Annotated in this window: 19 protein-coding genes and 1 other RNA gene; 11 read left to right on the top strand and 9 right to left on the bottom strand. The window is 59.6% G+C overall.

The window, feature by feature from the left end:
- The first annotated feature begins 165 nt into the window (after positions 1-165).
- The gene (locus DKW72_RS16675; RefSeq protein WP_269777883.1) at positions 166-297 is read left to right on the top strand and encodes a hypothetical protein; all 132 of its coding nucleotides are present in this window, start codon (positions 166-168) and stop codon (positions 295-297) included.
- On the opposite strand, the gene DKW72_RS05820 is transcribed toward DKW72_RS16675, so the two are convergent.
- From DKW72_RS05820 to DKW72_RS05805, 4 genes are all read right to left on the bottom strand, one after another.
- Complete coding sequence (locus DKW72_RS05820) at positions 294-896, bottom strand: 5-formyltetrahydrofolate cyclo-ligase (RefSeq protein WP_111641405.1); 603 nt, start codon at positions 894-896, stop codon at positions 294-296. The two genes, DKW72_RS16675 and DKW72_RS05820, sit on opposite strands and share 4 nt — an antisense overlap.
- Positions 897-911: 15 nt before the next feature.
- A non-coding RNA gene (ssrS, locus tag DKW72_RS05815) (6S RNA) lies at positions 912-1088 on the bottom strand.
- A 60-nt stretch (positions 1089-1148) separates the two neighbouring features.
- Positions 1149-1451 (bottom strand): cell division protein ZapA, encoded by a 303-nt coding sequence (locus DKW72_RS05810; protein WP_111641404.1) that lies wholly within the window; start codon positions 1449-1451, stop codon positions 1149-1151.
- 24 nt (positions 1452-1475) lie between these two features.
- Positions 1476-1688, bottom strand: a complete 213-nt coding sequence (locus tag DKW72_RS05805; protein WP_111641403.1) for a TIGR02449 family protein — start codon at positions 1686-1688, stop codon at positions 1476-1478.
- A 151-nt stretch (positions 1689-1839) separates the two neighbouring features.
- Between DKW72_RS05805 and DKW72_RS05800 the strand changes: the two genes are divergently transcribed.
- From DKW72_RS05800 to DKW72_RS05770, 7 genes are all read left to right on the top strand, one after another.
- Positions 1840-2424, top strand: a complete 585-nt coding sequence (locus DKW72_RS05800; RefSeq protein ID WP_111641402.1) for a UPF0149 family protein — start codon at positions 1840-1842, stop codon at positions 2422-2424.
- A 19-nt stretch (positions 2425-2443) separates the two neighbouring features.
- Entirely contained in the window at positions 2444-3784 is a 1341-nt protein-coding gene (pepP, locus tag DKW72_RS05795) for a Xaa-Pro aminopeptidase (protein ID WP_111641401.1), read from the top strand.
- On the top strand, positions 3759-5033 hold the full coding sequence (ubiH, locus tag DKW72_RS05790) for a 2-octaprenyl-6-methoxyphenyl hydroxylase (RefSeq protein ID WP_198411238.1): 1275 nt from the start codon (positions 3759-3761) through the stop codon (positions 5031-5033). The genes pepP and ubiH overlap by 26 nt, the downstream gene beginning before the upstream one ends.
- Positions 5030-6259: a UbiH/UbiF/VisC/COQ6 family ubiquinone biosynthesis hydroxylase gene (locus DKW72_RS05785; protein WP_111641399.1), complete on the top strand. Its 1230-nt coding sequence runs from the start codon at positions 5030-5032 to the stop codon at positions 6257-6259. The genes ubiH and DKW72_RS05785 overlap by 4 nt, the downstream gene beginning before the upstream one ends.
- 33 nt (positions 6260-6292) lie before the next feature.
- Positions 6293-6619, top strand: a complete 327-nt coding sequence (locus DKW72_RS05780) for a hypothetical protein (protein WP_111641398.1) — start codon at positions 6293-6295, stop codon at positions 6617-6619.
- Positions 6620-6732: 113 nt separating this feature from the next.
- On the top strand, positions 6733-6942 hold the full coding sequence (locus tag DKW72_RS05775) for a cold-shock protein (RefSeq protein WP_111641397.1): 210 nt from the start codon (positions 6733-6735) through the stop codon (positions 6940-6942).
- Positions 6943-7024: 82 nt separating this feature from the next.
- Complete coding sequence (locus tag DKW72_RS05770) at positions 7025-7357, top strand: DUF3301 domain-containing protein (protein ID WP_232522325.1); 333 nt, start codon at positions 7025-7027, stop codon at positions 7355-7357.
- 12 nt (positions 7358-7369) lie between these two features.
- Here the strand turns inward: DKW72_RS05770 and DKW72_RS05765 are convergent, their stop codons facing one another.
- The 4 genes from DKW72_RS05765 to DKW72_RS05750 form a co-directional block, all read right to left on the bottom strand.
- Positions 7370-7963, bottom strand: a complete 594-nt coding sequence (locus tag DKW72_RS05765; protein ID WP_111641396.1) for an outer membrane beta-barrel protein — start codon at positions 7961-7963, stop codon at positions 7370-7372.
- 96 nt (positions 7964-8059) lie between these two features.
- Positions 8060-8842, bottom strand: coding sequence for a MipA/OmpV family protein (locus tag DKW72_RS05760; protein WP_111641395.1), 783 nt, complete (start codon positions 8840-8842; stop codon positions 8060-8062).
- Positions 8843-8943: 101 nt separating this feature from the next.
- Positions 8944-9297 (bottom strand): hypothetical protein, encoded by a 354-nt coding sequence (locus tag DKW72_RS05755; RefSeq protein WP_111641394.1) that lies wholly within the window; start codon positions 9295-9297, stop codon positions 8944-8946.
- Between the two features lie 11 nt (positions 9298-9308).
- Entirely contained in the window at positions 9309-10280 is a 972-nt protein-coding gene (locus DKW72_RS05750; RefSeq protein WP_111641393.1) for a hypothetical protein, read from the bottom strand.
- Between the two features lie 326 nt (positions 10281-10606).
- Here DKW72_RS05750 and traF point away from each other — a divergent pair, with 326 nt between their 5' ends.
- Together traF and DKW72_RS05740 are read left to right on the top strand one after the other, a co-directional pair.
- Positions 10607-11977, top strand: coding sequence for a conjugal transfer protein TraF (gene traF / locus DKW72_RS05745; protein ID WP_157960407.1), 1371 nt, complete (start codon positions 10607-10609; stop codon positions 11975-11977).
- Positions 11978-12045: 68 nt separating this feature from the next.
- Positions 12046-12576 (top strand): YgjV family protein, encoded by a 531-nt coding sequence (locus DKW72_RS05740; protein WP_111641391.1) that lies wholly within the window; start codon positions 12046-12048, stop codon positions 12574-12576.
- Here DKW72_RS05740 and hslO read toward each other — a convergent pair.
- Complete coding sequence (hslO, locus tag DKW72_RS05735) at positions 12562-13446, bottom strand: Hsp33 family molecular chaperone HslO (RefSeq protein WP_111641390.1); 885 nt, start codon at positions 13444-13446, stop codon at positions 12562-12564. The two genes, DKW72_RS05740 and hslO, sit on opposite strands and share 15 nt — an antisense overlap.
- A gap of 228 nt (positions 13447-13674) precedes the next feature.
- On the opposite strand from hslO, the gene DKW72_RS05730 reads away from it, so the two are divergent.
- Positions 13675-14019: an STAS domain-containing protein gene (locus DKW72_RS05730; protein ID WP_157960406.1), complete on the top strand. Its 345-nt coding sequence runs from the start codon at positions 13675-13677 to the stop codon at positions 14017-14019.
- The last annotated feature ends 13 nt before the right edge of the window (positions 14020-14032 follow it).

Raw genomic sequence — 14032 nt, 5'->3', positions numbered from 1 at the left:
ACAAATAGGTTGAAAAGTCTGCCATAAAGTGATTGACTCATAACACATGGTATTTATTATAACCATTGTCGTCCCACGCCAGCGGCTTGCTGGTGGTTTTTGCCAACAATAATAAGTGTTGGGGCGGGTGCATAACAACCGCCCCAAAACCTACAAGGGCTTACCATGAAAACCGATATTATCACCGTCGTCGTGCTGGTGTTTTGCCTCGGCGTCTTTGCCAGTGCCATCGCCTCGTCTGACTTCTTTTCCGGTCAGCGCGCGGATACGGCTGTGCTGGCGCAAACCCAGGACTAGCACACGATCAGCTCGTTTTCGGTCGCTATCGCGGCCAAGGGAATGTCCCAGCCTGCCATCGGCAGAGCTGGGGCTTCCTGGCAGCTGTGTGCCAGTCCCAGCAACACCGGCCCCCGACCAGGCTGACGCCGTTTGAAGGCGAAAGTCGTATCGTAAAACCCCCCGCCCATACCCAAACGTCCGCCGCACCGGTCGAAACCCACCAGGGGTAGCAGAACCAATTGCAGGTGCTCGGCCGCCAAGCGCGGGCTGCGCTTCGGATCCGGCTCGGCAATGCCGAAGCGATTGCGGCGCAGCGGCGTCGTGGGGGTATAGCGGACGAACCAGAGTTGGCGCGCCGTCAGGGGTTGTAACACGGGTAAATAGACGTGCTTGCCCATCAGCCAGAGCCGTTCCAGCAGTGGTTGAGGGTCGAGTTCGCCGTCGTTGGCGAGATACAGTGCGATATGGGTGCTGCGCATCAGCCAGGGATGGCGACCGAGGTGTCGTGCCAGGCGGTCGGCAGCGCGGCGCTGTTGCTGTGTAGAGAGGGTGTTGCGGCGGGCCCGGAGCTGTCGGCGCAGTTGCCGCTTGGCGGCCTGATCCGAGAAATCGCTCATGCTACAGACTCCGTAAAATGCCCCGAGATGCCGCTGTCAATCTGGCCTTGAACCCAAAGGCTCAAGGTGGCGAGGCCAGTATCTCTTTAGGCTTCCCGTCTTGCGGTAATGCTCACCGAAATATCAAGGCCTTGCCCGTGCTACATTTATCGGCTCAAGGACTGTGTCGACTGGCGAACATCCCAGGGTAGAACCAGTATAACGCAGGTCACCGGGGGCGACGCAAATCGGATTTTTTCAGATGCGTGATAGTCAGTCTTTATCGGCCTTGGGGCCACCGGTGAGTGCCGTGTCAAGCTTATAGTTGAGCTGGCTGAGGCGTTCGCGCATACCTTCGGTGCTGCGTTGCTCGGCCTGCATCAGTTCGTGGCTGAGGTTCAGGGCCACCATCACGGCGATACGTTCCAGCCCAATGACTGAGCCGCTGCGTTTGATTTCGCGCATGCGTTCGTCAAGCAGCCGCGCAGACTCGAGCAGCGCCTGACGCTCTTCCGGTGGACAGGCGACCTGATAATCTTTGTCCAGTATGCGTACGCTGACGGTTTCGTTGCCCACGGGTAGCTCCTACGGCAAGGGGGGTTATTCGGTTTCCAGGGCTTTAAGGCGCACAATCATGGCCTCGACCCGGCCGCGGGCCAGCTCGTTCTTCTCGACCAATCGCACGCGCTCACGCTGCCACTCCGATTCCCGCGCGCGCAGGTCGGTGTTATCGCGCTGCAGCGTTTCACAGCGTTCGAGCAATTGATCGAGCTTCTGTTCCAGATTATTGAGCAGGTCGTCGGATTCGGTCATAGGGTCGCTGCCAGCGGATCGTTGAGAGGCTACTATATTGTGCGCCCGTATGTCGGTCAATGCCCGCGCCCGCGCCGGGCGGCAGTCTTGTGACGGGAATCATGGTAGCATGCGCTAATTCTTTTCTTTATCAGTATTGCACGAGGTCGTAATGTCCGAACAGGTCATCGAGCCCCAGAGCTATCGCGCCCTGGATGAATTGTTATCGCCTTTGGGGAGCCTGATCAGCCCCGCTGAATTGCACGGGCATCTGTGCGGCAAGTTATCCGGTGGCGCTCGCCCGAGCGACGTCGAGTGGCTGCTGGAAGCCGTCGAGCTGTTGGACTTTACCCAGGCCCCCGACGAGCAGGTGCGCGCTGCGCTCACTCAGCTTTATCAGGATACCCACACCCAATTACAGGCGGGAAATTTTGAGCTCGCGTTGGTGTTGCCCAGCGACAGCGATACCATCGGTGCGCGTCTGCACGGTTTGAGTCAGTGGTGTCATGGTTTTTTGACCGGCTTCGGCAGCGCCGGTGAATTCTCCGAAGCAAGCCTGGGTGAAGAAATCACCGATGCGCTGCAGGACTACGCCGCAATCGTTCAGCTCGACGCCGGCGAGGACGGCTCAGAGGCGGACTATATGGAAGTTGTGGAGTACGTTCGGGTGGCGGCCATGAGTATGTATATGGAGTGCGCTCCGGCCGGGGAGTCTGCATCCGCCGACGGTGACGAACAGCCCCCCACACTGCACTAAGGTAAGAGGTTTACCCGCTATGCGCATTGCCAAGCAGGAGTATGCCCGTCGGCGCAAGGCGCTGATGGGATTGATGGAGCCCAACAGTATTGCCATTGTGCCCGCAGCCCCAGAGCGTACCCGCAGTCGCGATACTGACTACCCCTACCGCCAGGACAGTGATTTTATGTACCTGAGCGGCTTTCCGGAGCCAGAAGCAGTTTTGGCGCTGGTGCCCGGGCGCGAGCACGGCGAGGTTGTGCTCTTTTGTCGTGAGCGCAACCCCGAGCGGGAGATCTGGGACGGACACCGCGCCGGTCCGGAGGGGGCGTGCGCGCTTTACGGCGCCGACGATGCCTTTCCGATTGACGATATCGATGAGATTCTGCCGGGTCTGCTTGAAGGGCGTGAGCGGGTCTATTACGGCATGGGTAAGGATCGCGATTTTGATGCCCAGGTGATGGATTGGGTCAATACCATCCGGGCCAAGGTGCGTTCCGGCGCAACGCCGCCGGGTGAGTTTCTGGATCTGAGCCATTTGCTGCACGATATGCGCCTGTTCAAGAGTGCGGCGGAAATCAAGGTCATGCGCACGGCGGGTGAGATTTCGGCACAAGCCCATATTCGCGCAATGCGCTACTGTCGCCCGGGGGTGATGGAGTATCAGCTCGAAGCCGAAATCCAGCATGAATTTGCCATGCACGGCGCTCGCCACCCGGCCTACAGCTCGATTGTGGGTGGTGGTAAAAACGCCTGCATTCTGCACTACATCGAAAACAGTGCGCCGCTCAAAGACGGTGACCTGGTCTTGATCGATGCGGGCTGCGAGCTCAATGGCTACGCTGCTGACATCACCCGAACCTTTCCCGTGAGCGGTCGCTTCAGTCCCGAGCAGCGCGCCCTTTATGAGGTGGTGTACGGGGCCCAGCAGGCGGCGTTTGATACCCTCAAACCGGGCAACCACTGGAACGCGCCCCACGAAGCATCCGTGCGCGCCATCACTGAGGGACTGGTCGCGCTCGGCCTGCTTGAGGGCGAAGTTGACGCGCTGATCGAAGCCGAGGCCTACCGACCGTTTTATATGCACCGTATCGGCCACTGGCTGGGCATGGATGTGCACGATGTGGGTGATTACAAAATCGGCGGCCAGTGGCGGGTGCTGGAGCCGGGCATGGTCATGACGGTGGAGCCGGGGATCTATGTGGCACCGGACAATGAGCAGGTCGCCAAAAAATGGCGCGGTATTGGCATCCGTATCGAGGATGACGTCGTTATAACATCAACGGGGTTCACGTCGCTCACCGATGACGTGCCCAAACACATTGACGAAATTGAAGCCCTGATGGCCGAGAACCGTGAGCACACCCCCAGCTACCTGTGATATCGCTATTGTCGGTGGCGGCATGGTCGGCGCCAGTCTGGCGGCGATGCTGGCGAGCGCCAATCCCCAGTGGAAGATTACGTTGCTGGAAGCACACCCGCTGCCTGAGGCTTCTGGCGCCAAGGGCTATCAGCCCAGTTTTGACGCCCGCGCCAGCGCGCTGGCGTACGGCAGCACTACCCTGCTTGACGACTTAGGGCTCTGGTCGCACCTCGTACAGCACGCAACCCCCATCACCCGGGTGCATATATCCGACCGGGGTCACCTGGGCGGCAGTCAGGTTGATGCGGCTGAACAGGGGCTGCCAGCGCTCGGGTATGTCGTTGAAAACGCTTGGCTGGGCCAAGTGCTGATGGCGCATTTGCAGGCGCAGCCGCAGGTGGACATGCGCGCACCGGTCGCGGTGCGGGCCCTCACCCCCCGGCGCGGGGGTTACCGATTGCAGTTGGAGAGCCGCGAAGGCGACGAGTCCCTCGACTGCCAGCTCGCGATCGTGGTCGATGGCGCCGACTCCCCCCTGCGCGCTGCGCTCGGGATAGAGGCCGACGTGCGGGACTATGCGCAAACCGCCATGATTGCCAATATTGGCCTGAGCCGGCCCCACGGCGGCATTGCCTATGAGCGCTTTACCCCGGAAGGCCCTCTGGCGTTGCTACCCTTGGGGGATTCGCCCAGCGGTCGCCGTGCTGCGTTGGTCTGGACCCAGCCGGGACGCTGTGTCGACGCGCTCCTGGCTGAGTCCGAAGCCGACTGTCTCTCACGTCTTCAAAATGCTTTTGGTTGGCGTCTGGGACGTTTTGAGAAACTTGGCGAACGCCACGCTTATCCGCTGCACCTGGTGCAGGCACGGGAGCAAGTCCGTTCACATCTGGTCATTGCGGGCAACGCCGCGCACTTGCTGCATCCGGTGGCGGGGCAGGGTTTCAATCTGGCATTGCGCGATTGCGCCTGCCTGACCGAAGTCTTGTGCGAAGGCGTGCGCGCGGGCGAACCGCTCGGCCAGCTGCGACGCTTGCAAGACTACACCCGGCGCCAGGCGCAGGATCAGGCCCTGACGACGGCCTTTAGTGACCAGCTGGTGCGTCTGTTTTCCACCGAGAGCTTGCCTCACGCCGCCCTGCGGCATTTGGGCCTGCTGGGGCTGGATTGGGTCCCGGTGGCCCACCGCAGCTTTGCCGCCCGGGCCATGGGGCGCGGCGGCCGGCGTTCACGCTGGCATTCGCCCAGCGAACAAGGGGTTCGACAATGACGGCCCGGAGCACGCCCTATGATCTGATCGTGGTCGGTGCCGGCCTGGTGGGTGCGAGCCTGGCCTTGGCCGTAGCCCGAGCCCGACCAGCGCTCAGCATCGCCGTGTTGGAGGCCAGTAGCGGCCAGCCAGCCGCTTATCAGGGCGAGCACTTTGATCCCCGGGTGGTGGCTTTGACGCACCGCTCCGAGGGGCTGCTGGCTGATCTGGGTGTCTGGTCGAGCGTGCTCGCCGAGCGGGCCTGTGCCTACACCGATATGCGCGTTTGGGACGGTGAGGCCACGGGTCACATTCATTTTGGCGCTCAGGATATCCACGCCGAGCATCTGGGTCACATTGTCGAAAACAGTTTACTGGTGCGAGCGTTGCGCACGGCTCTGCGGGCCCAGTCCGGTGTCACGCTGCACCAGGCTGCGGTGCTCGACCGGCTCGTTCTGCCTCGCGGGAGGGAGGGCTTGACCCGGGTAAGCCTCAGTAATGGTGAGCAGTTGAGTGCGCCCCTGGTGATCGGTGCCGACGGCGCCCAGTCCCGAGTCCGGGATCTGGCGGGTTTGGCCACACGCGAATGGGACTATGGCCAGCAGGGTATTGTCACCACTGTGCGCACGCGCGACAGCCACCAGTTTACCGCCTGGCAGCGGTTTATGGGCACCGGGCCGGTGGCGTTTCTGCCGCTGTTCGATCCCGCCAACGGCGAGGCTCAGAGCCGCTATTGCTCAATTGTGTGGTCGGCGGACGAGTCTCTGGCCGACGAGCTGATGGCTCTGGACGACCCGGCGTTCTGCGAGCGTCTTGGGCGCGCCTTCGAATACCGGCTGGGTTCCGTAGAGACGTGCGCTGAGCGCTTCGCGATTCCCCTGCGCCAGCGTCATGCGCTCGGCTATGGTCGCGCCGGGGTTGCGCTGGTCGGTGATGCCGCCCACACCATTCACCCCTTGGCGGGTCAGGGGGTGAACCTGGGGCTGGATGATGTCGGTGTGATGACCGCCGAAATCGAGCGTGCCTGTAGCCGGGGCATCCCGCTCAGCGATGGCTCCGTCGTCCGCCGCTATCAGCGCCAGCGCCTGGGCGAAAACCTGTCGATGGCCGCGACCATGGAAGCTTTCAAACGCCTGTTCGGGAGCCGTGATCACCGACTCATCGGGTTGCGCAATGTCGGTCTTGATGGCGTCGACCGGCTGCCGGCACTCAAGCGCGTGTTTGCCCGTCGCGCCACCGGTCGCTGACTACCCAACACTTTATCCGGAGTATTGCCTGCTATGTCTAACACCGTCCCCCGCCTGTACGATCGTTTGCTCAATCTGGTTTTGATTGGGCTTTTGGTACTGGTCGCGTCCGGCTACCTGAGTGCGGTCAGTATTTACGGCGCGATGCTGGCGCTGATCAGTGCCGGGGTTGCCGTGGGTGTGTTTCTGCAGCAGCGTTGGGCCTATTTCGCCAGTGCCGTCTGGGGCTTGGCCGGATACCAACTTGCAAAAGAGGGGTTGGATTTTGAGTGGGTCAAACGCAGCGTTATGATCTCGGGTATTGTGATTGTGGCGCTTTCGATTTATTTACATGAGCGTCTGGGGCGCCGTCGCGCTTGACTCTGTAATGGGGACTGCTTTAATTTAAATCGACGCAGAGGTATTGCGTGTGATGTCCGCTCTGTCGGATTTACGGGCCGTTCGCGGCCACGGTACTACCCCGTGAGGAAGCTATGTCTGATCTCGTGTCTGGCGTTGTTAAATGGTTTAACGACGAGAAGGGTTATGGGTTTATCGCCCGCGAGGGCGACGCCGATGTTTTCGTTCACTTTCGTTCAATCAATGGCTCAGGGCGAAAAACACTCAAAGAGGGCCAGCAGGTCACCTTTGAAGTGACCCAGGGCCAAAAAGGGTTGCAAGCGGAAAACGTCACCCCGCTCTAGTCGGCTTATACCTCTGCTGTGAATGGCAGGGTCAATGTATCGCTACCGCGCCGTGCCATACCTGGCTTGGCGGGGGGCTTTTTTGTTTGAAGGTAACATGCTCGATATTAAAGCCCTATTGTGGCTGAGCGCCCTGGCGCTGCTTGGCTTTTGTGTGGTGCGCTCGATAAAAACCCGGGAATTTGCACTGCAGGCGGCGCTTTATCAGTGCCAGAAGATGAATGTGCAGTTACTCGATCAGAGTGTCTTTTTGCGTCGTTTGTGGGTCAAACGTCACCCAAAGGGGCACTTGGCGCTGTGGCGGGCCTACTATTTCGAATTCACGGTTAACGGTGCCGAGCGCTATCAGGGCCGGGTATTGATGCTCGGGCGCAAAATTGAACGGGTGGAGCTTGAGCCCCACCGGATTCAATAGCGCCTGTTTCGCTTAAAAACGATAGCCAATGCCGAAGTTCAGGTGCTTGACGTCGTGCTCCAGGTCAACCCCGAGAATCTCCGGATTCATTTCAATAATGTCATAAGACAGGTTGAAAAACAGGTTCTGAGTGAAGTCGACTTTCAGCCCAACCCCGTAATAGATATCTGTGCCTGAACTCTGCAGACGCAACACATCGCCCGGAAAATCACTGTCAGTCTCGCTGATGCGGTAATCCCATTTCGCCAGCCCGAACCGGCCGATCAACGAGAAACCCTGCTCCAGGGGAATCTGTGCACGCAAGCCGAAGTTGATTGAGGACGTGCGGATGTTCTCGTTGATGACCGCGTCACCGTCCAGGTAGCGATCGTTGATATCGCCGTAACTGATCCGGGCCAATTCCCATGCGACGTAGGGACTCAGCTCCTGGCTCAGGCGCAAGCCCATACTCATATCATCTTCGCTGATACGGTAGCCGTCTCCGCGGGTTTCCTGATCAGCGTTGCCGTAAATAAACTCGATGGCGGGCCACTGATAGGCTTGAGCGCCAAGGCTGGCACCGAGTGCCAGTGCGCCGATACTGAGGGCAAGAGGTAATTTCACCATGACACGGTTCCTTACTGTGTGAGTGGGTGGAGAAGTGTACGCTTGGAAGCTCTGACCGGATAACCGGGGCTTGGTTTAGCCGATTGGGCTGACTTTTCAAAAAATTACACGGCTGATACCGGCGCCACTGGCGATGGCATGGCGTGTTTCCGCCAAGGGGCTGTCGATAAACACGGCGCCGCTCAGGTTTTCGTAGCGGACATAGGCGCCATACCACCAGTTTTCCGTCCTGCGGCTCAACACCAACTGGTGGCTCCAACCGCTGTAGCCGCCGCCCACGTTGTACTCGGGCCGCTCGTCCGTAGCGAACTCTTCCGCCACGGCGTAATAGTGACGGTGGTAATGGCGATCGGCAAAATAGAGTCCGGTACGATAGGTCAGTGCGGACTTTGCAAACGGCCAGCGGTAGACCAGTTGGGGGTGTGCCACCCAGCCTACCGGGTCCGGGCGTCCGCCCACCTGAATCACCGCATGCACCGGTAAACTCAGCATCCAGCCTTCCTCCAGCAGCTGCCCGGTGACATTGACGTTCAGCGCCGGGCCAATTTCGAGGGTGGAGTAGATGCTGGGCATGCCTTCACGCAGGGGGTTGCGATGGCTCTCAGGCGTCAGCGTGGCACTGGCGCTGATATTGAGTTCGTAGAGATCGTGGCGCAAAAATTCACCGCGCAAGCCATCCCGGTCGGCCTGAAAAAAGCGTCCGCGATAAACCAGGTAAGGAATGGGTGAGAGAGTATGGCGGTATTCGCGCGAGCCCCGATAATCCGGCGCGCTGACCCCGCCGATGCCAATGCCCAGCTCCAGGGTTTGCTCTATCTGCTCGGCCGCCATCGCTGCCGCGCCCAGAGCCAAGGTGAGTAAAAACAACAGTGCGCGCATAAAATGTTGTATCAGTCGGCTAGGCAAGAATTTGCTCGCTTGATGATACGTGCTGGACGGCTGGAGGGCAAAGGTCGATATTCAGCGTGTCAGATGAGGCCTCAGATTCCCAAATACCAACCACCTATTACTGCCACCACGACGAAAATATTGCCCGACACCACCATGACGAACCCACGTATTTTATCCGCTGGGGTGGCATAACGGCGCACCAAGGGTACGTTAATAAAGGGGTCATTCTCGTCATTGAATAAGCCGATGGGTAAACCGACGGCGTAGGCATACCAAAGCGCCCGTCCACCGGGACCATCCCAAGGGCAGGGCCGTGGGTAGCCGTCTTGGGCGATCTGGCGTTCGATGCGCGCCATGGTCAGTCGGGCGAAGAGTATCCAGGATGGCCCAAAGGTTAGAAAAGATAGACCAAAGGCCCAAAAGTAGAAATTCTCTAGCGTCATGATTGTTGGCCTTAACGGTCGAATACCCGCCGCGCAAATGAGGTGCCACTGCGATCCGCCTGGGTGGCAGCAAAATAGCCCACAGTAATGCCTGCGCCCAGAAGAATGACCCAACCAGCAGGTGTTGCCGCCAACCCAATTTTTGTCAGAGCGATGACGACGCCCTTTCCGGCTGCGAGCCCGGCGGCCCCGCCCGCTCCAAACCCCGTTGCCTGAGCGGCGGCTTCGCGTTGCCAATTACCACCGGCTCGGTGGGTGCGGTGAACAGCATGTATACGGCTGACGCCATCGAGTGCGACGACGCCGTTACCTGCATAGCGGATGCCTTGAGAGAGGCGTTGCAGGCGCTGGGCTTCGGGGAGGTCGTCTACATAAAGATTTCGGCTGCGTCGGCGGTTGGCCAAGGTAACGCCGCGTTCCGCACTGCTCAGGGCGTTGCCACGATTGCGACCGGCGTGGTTTCGCGTGCCGATTTTCTTGAGTTCGACCTGATATTGGTCCTGAAGTATTTGGAAATCCCTGCGTACCGCTTGCTCCAGTGCTCGACGCTGAGAGGCCGCTACACGGCCCACACGGCGGTGGTTGTTGAGGGCGACCAGCGATTCTCGGTAGCTTATCAGCGCCCGGTGGAACTGATCCAGGCGAGTGGCTCGCGTCGTGGCGCCTGCGCCAACCAACGTATTGGTGCCGTTTAGATTGAGGCCATCGATCAGGCGTTCGTAAAATACTGCAAGCGTGTGAATGTCTTCCCCAAAGTCATCGATGGCGCACACCAGATGCTGGCGGCTCTCGGCGTCGATCGCTTGTAGCCGTTGCACAATAGCCAGGTCGAGTGGGCTGGGGTCCTGATGACAGTAAGGCCGGTTGGCCATGAGTGTCGAGCATCCGCTGTGACGCGCAAGGAATGCCTTGATGGCGTCCTCATCGTTGGGGTAGAGGGTGTTGATGTCGATGTTCTGCTGGGGGAATAGAATGTCTGGCACAGTAATCCCTTACTTATGTGATGCTTGTTAGTAAGGTGTGATTTTCGCAATCGGACGACGATCTGTAAAGTTGTGTTGGCGCTATCGGCACTGGTTCGTGACGGAGGTCACACCTTAGGTCGTATTTACGAAGAAAGAGGGGCCGTACCCTGTCCGTGAGAGAAGGCAGGGACTTTCTGAATTTGCATTGCTACACTGCGAAAGTGTTATCGCTCAAAGGAACTAGGAGGACGTCGCTTTTGGGTCGTTGGGGAATATCGCGTAGGGCTTGGCTTGGCGGGTTGCTGCTGGGTGGCTATTGCGCGAGTGCCTGGAGTATTTCTTTTTTGTCGTTCGATGCGCGCTCGGTGTCCATGGGCGGTTCCGGGGTGGTCACGGCGCGTTCGCATAACGCCAGCCTGTTCAACCCGGCGCTGTTGATCGATCACGACCCGCGCCGGCAAACGCGCTTGCATGGTCACAGCTACGTAGGCGCCCGGCTGATTGACCGCGACAACTTTCTGGCTACGGCGCAGGATTTTCGCGACCGCTATCGGGGGATGTCTCTGGCAGACCTGATCGATTCTGATATTGATATTTCGCCCACCGAGTTTGAAGGCGGCGCGGATCTGCGCAACGCGACCAGCGCCATTCGCGCGGCCCAGGACGATATCAACGGCCTGTCCGATCGCCCGCTCAGAGCCAGTGCCTCGTATGGTTTTGCCTTTGGTTATCCGGTTGGGCACTGGGCCTTGGGGGGCTATCACCGTGAATACGCGGTGCTCGGCAGTGTTGTTCGGGTTGCTGAAGAAGACAACCACGCCATCAATCAGGTGACCGGGACCATCGACGCCTTTGCCAATGTCCTCGACGAGTTAGCCTTGTTGCCCGAGTACCGGAACGAGCGGGGAATGACTCTGGCTGAGGTGGTCGATCGCGCCAGCGGTCTGATGGAGAGTGTGCAGGCGCTCGACAACTTTATTGATTTTCGACAGATGCGTGACGATGTGCGCGCCGACGATTACCGTGGCCGCAACGTTCAGGATTATTTGCGCGAACCCCTGCCCGAGGAATTCTTGAGCAGCATTGAAACCCGGGGCGCTCAGGTGACAGAGCAGGCCCTGAGCCTGGCACGCAGTTTCCCCGGGCGGGGCCGCTTTCCCGGTGATCTGCATGTGGGCATTACCCTCAAGGATGTGGAGTTCACGTCAATTCATTACACGCAGTTGGCCAATGAATATTCGTTAAGCGACTATTCCGAAGATGCTTTTCGGCGCACACACAATCGCTTCAATATGGATGTGGGCTTGCTCTACGACCTGTCCGGGCACTGGCAAGTGGGGTTGGTGGTGCGCAATCTGGTGCCCTACGACTTTGAGGACGTGGCTGGCGACAGGATTCCTTTGCGGCCGCTGGCTCGCGCCGGCATCGGTTATCGCGGTCACAACGTGCGCCTGAGTCTCGATGCCGATCTTAGCCGCAATGAACCGCTCGGTTTTGATCCCGACAAGCAGTATGTCAGCTTGGGGGCCGAGTGGTTTGCCTGGCGCAATACCGCGTTGCGCGCGGGTGTGAGGACGAATGTTGTGGACGGTGCAACGCTGCCGTCGCTGGGGGTGGGGTTGGGCGGCCGCCACGGACATTTCGATGTGGCCGTCGCGCGCAGCTTCAACGGTGATGAGTATGGGCTCGGGCTACAGGCCGGGCTCGCGTTCTAGCGGTAGCGTCTGTGCTAGACTAGAGGCCATGCCGCCGCCAGAGCGGCCCCGATCGTGAGAGATCCCCGATGTTGGATAACCCGCTGGGCCAGCTGTTCGGCCTGCTGAGCTTCGCGCTGGGCGTTTACTGCTTCTATCAGCACGACGACCGCAAGCTCAAAATCTTCATGTTCATTCTGCAGTTCAATAACTGCATTCACTTCGCATTGCTCGGCGCCTATACCGCTGTGCTCAGCTCATTTTTGTCTGTGGTGCGCACGGGGCTGTCTCTGAAGACCAGTTCGCGGCTCGTGGCCTGGCTCTTTATTGCGCTGAGTTTTGGGTTGGGGTGGTATTTGGCGGATGACTGGGTGGGCATGCTGCCGGTGATCGGTGCCTGCATCGGCACCTATGCGCTTTTTTGTCTGACGGGTATCCAGATGCGAATCGCGTTTCTACTGGGCGCGAGTTTCTGGTTGGCCAACAATATCGCAGTGGGTTCGATCGGTGGCACGCTGCTGGAGCTGACCCTCATTAGCGTCAATGGACGCACCATCTACCGCATGGTGCGCAGCGAGCGCCAGGCACGTCTGAGCCGCGAGGGCTCAGTGCAGGGTTGAGTCGCCGAACAGCTCGCGCACGGCACCTGCGTCAAAACGGTAGCGTTGATTGCAAAACTGGCAATCGATGGTGATGGTGCCTTGTTCCACCAGCAGCTGTTCAACTTCCTCGCGCCCGAGTGACGACAGGGCATTGGCGCTGCGCTCGTGGGAGCAGCTGCAGGCAAAGCGGAAGTCGTGGGGACTGAACAGGCGCGGCGATTCCTCGTGGAACAACCGGAACAGCAGTTGCGGATGATCCAGAGTCAGCAGCTCCTCGGTGGTGACGGTATCGGCCAGCGTACACAGGGTGTGCCAGCTTTCCTGATTCGCTTCGCGCGAGGCATTCTTCGGTGTCGGCAGGGCCTGCAACAGCAAGCCGGTGGCCGCCTGTTTATCGGCACGCAGCCACAGTCGGGTGTCCAACTGCTCGGATTGCTGGAAATAATGCTGTAGACACTCACTTAATTGATCGCTGCCCATGGGCACAATGCCCTGATAGCGCTCGCCTTTCTCCGGTTCGATGGTGATGGCCATGATGCCTTTGCCCAGCAGGTCACCGAGAGTGCCAGTCTGACCCTGTTCGGCGCTGAGGGGCTGGTCCGGATTGAGGCGGACAATGCCGCGCAGGGTGTTGTCGTGGGTGGCTTCAGCCACCAGCGCCATAATTGGGCCGTCGCCCCGGGCCTGGATGCTGATCAGGCCCTGGTATTTGAGTGTGCTGGAGAGCAGGCTGGCGGCCGCCAGGCATTCCCCCAGGAGGCGTTGAACGGCGGGGGGGTAGGGGTTGTGACTGAGCACTTCCCGATAGCTCTCACTCAGGGTCACAAGCTCCCCGCGCACGTCGCAGTGATCGAAGATGAAGCGGTGCAGCAGATCGTCGCTAGGCATAGGGTTGAAGGCTCCTGACGGGCTTTAAATAACCAAAGGTAAAACGCGGAGGGCCATTATAGGCGGCGATATACCCAAGTGCTATATGAGGCCGAAGTTTCTTGAGCCGGGGCGCAACTTTAGTGTTAAATGTGGCCGAATTCAGGGCAGCAGTCGTTCCGATCGCCGCAGGCGGCAGGGACATGCCGGAATATTTCACACAGGGGTAGGGATAGCGTGAACAAGGCAATGACTGAACAGTCCGATGGCGTCCAGACAGTGGTGTCTGACGGCGGTGAGGCTCTGACGATTCAGGTTACCGGTGCTTTGGATGTCGAGCGGTACCGGGCGTTTCGCCAGGCCTATAGCCAGCGGGCCAGAACCTACACCCGTTATCGGGTGGACCTGTCAGCCTGTACCGGTATCGACAGCTCCGGTCTGGGTATGCTGCTGATTCTGCGCGATTACACCGGCCTCGGGCGCGACGCCTTGCTCTTGAGTGGGTGCTCGCCCGCGTTGCGCCAAACGCTCAGCTATGCCAATTTCGAGCAGCTTTTCACTATCGAGCGACACTCGCCTGCCGATCGCCATTAAAGTCGCCCTGTCG

It is taken from the genome of Marinimicrobium alkaliphilum (assembly GCF_003259155.1).
Taxonomy (GTDB): Bacteria; Pseudomonadota; Gammaproteobacteria; order Pseudomonadales; family Cellvibrionaceae; genus Marinimicrobium_A; species Marinimicrobium_A alkaliphilum.
This window is presented reverse-complemented; position numbering and strand designations above follow the sequence as displayed.

Bases quoted from the DNA above. Each gene is read 5' to 3' on its own strand.
- DKW72_RS05785 (WP_111641399.1), top strand. From the start codon at position 5,030: ATGACGGCCCGGAGCACGCCCTATGATCTGATCGTGGTCGGTGCCGGC.
- DKW72_RS05800 (WP_111641402.1), top strand. From the start codon at position 1,840: ATGTCCGAACAGGTCATCGAGCCCCAGAGCTATCGCGCCCTGGATGAA.
- DKW72_RS05740 (WP_111641391.1), top strand. From the start codon at position 12,046: ATGTTGGATAACCCGCTGGGCCAGCTGTTCGGCCTGCTGAGCTTCGCG.
- DKW72_RS05775 (WP_111641397.1), top strand. From the start codon at position 6,733: ATGTCTGATCTCGTGTCTGGCGTTGTTAAATGGTTTAACGACGAGAAG.
- DKW72_RS05805 (WP_111641403.1), bottom strand. From the start codon at position 1,688: ATGACCGAATCCGACGACCTGCTCAATAATCTGGAACAGAAGCTCGAT.
- DKW72_RS16675 (WP_269777883.1), top strand. From the start codon at position 166: ATGAAAACCGATATTATCACCGTCGTCGTGCTGGTGTTTTGCCTCGGC.
- DKW72_RS05780 (WP_111641398.1), top strand. From the start codon at position 6,293: ATGTCTAACACCGTCCCCCGCCTGTACGATCGTTTGCTCAATCTGGTT.
- DKW72_RS05760 (WP_111641395.1), bottom strand. From the start codon at position 8,842: ATGCGCGCACTGTTGTTTTTACTCACCTTGGCTCTGGGCGCGGCAGCG.
- DKW72_RS05730 (WP_157960406.1), top strand. From the start codon at position 13,675: ATGACTGAACAGTCCGATGGCGTCCAGACAGTGGTGTCTGACGGCGGT.
- pepP (WP_111641401.1), top strand. From the start codon at position 2,444: ATGCGCATTGCCAAGCAGGAGTATGCCCGTCGGCGCAAGGCGCTGATG.
- hslO (WP_111641390.1), bottom strand. From the start codon at position 13,446: ATGCCTAGCGACGATCTGCTGCACCGCTTCATCTTCGATCACTGCGAC.
- DKW72_RS05765 (WP_111641396.1), bottom strand. From the start codon at position 7,963: ATGGTGAAATTACCTCTTGCCCTCAGTATCGGCGCACTGGCACTCGGT.
- DKW72_RS05820 (WP_111641405.1), bottom strand. From the start codon at position 896: ATGAGCGATTTCTCGGATCAGGCCGCCAAGCGGCAACTGCGCCGACAG.
- DKW72_RS05755 (WP_111641394.1), bottom strand. From the start codon at position 9,297: ATGACGCTAGAGAATTTCTACTTTTGGGCCTTTGGTCTATCTTTTCTA.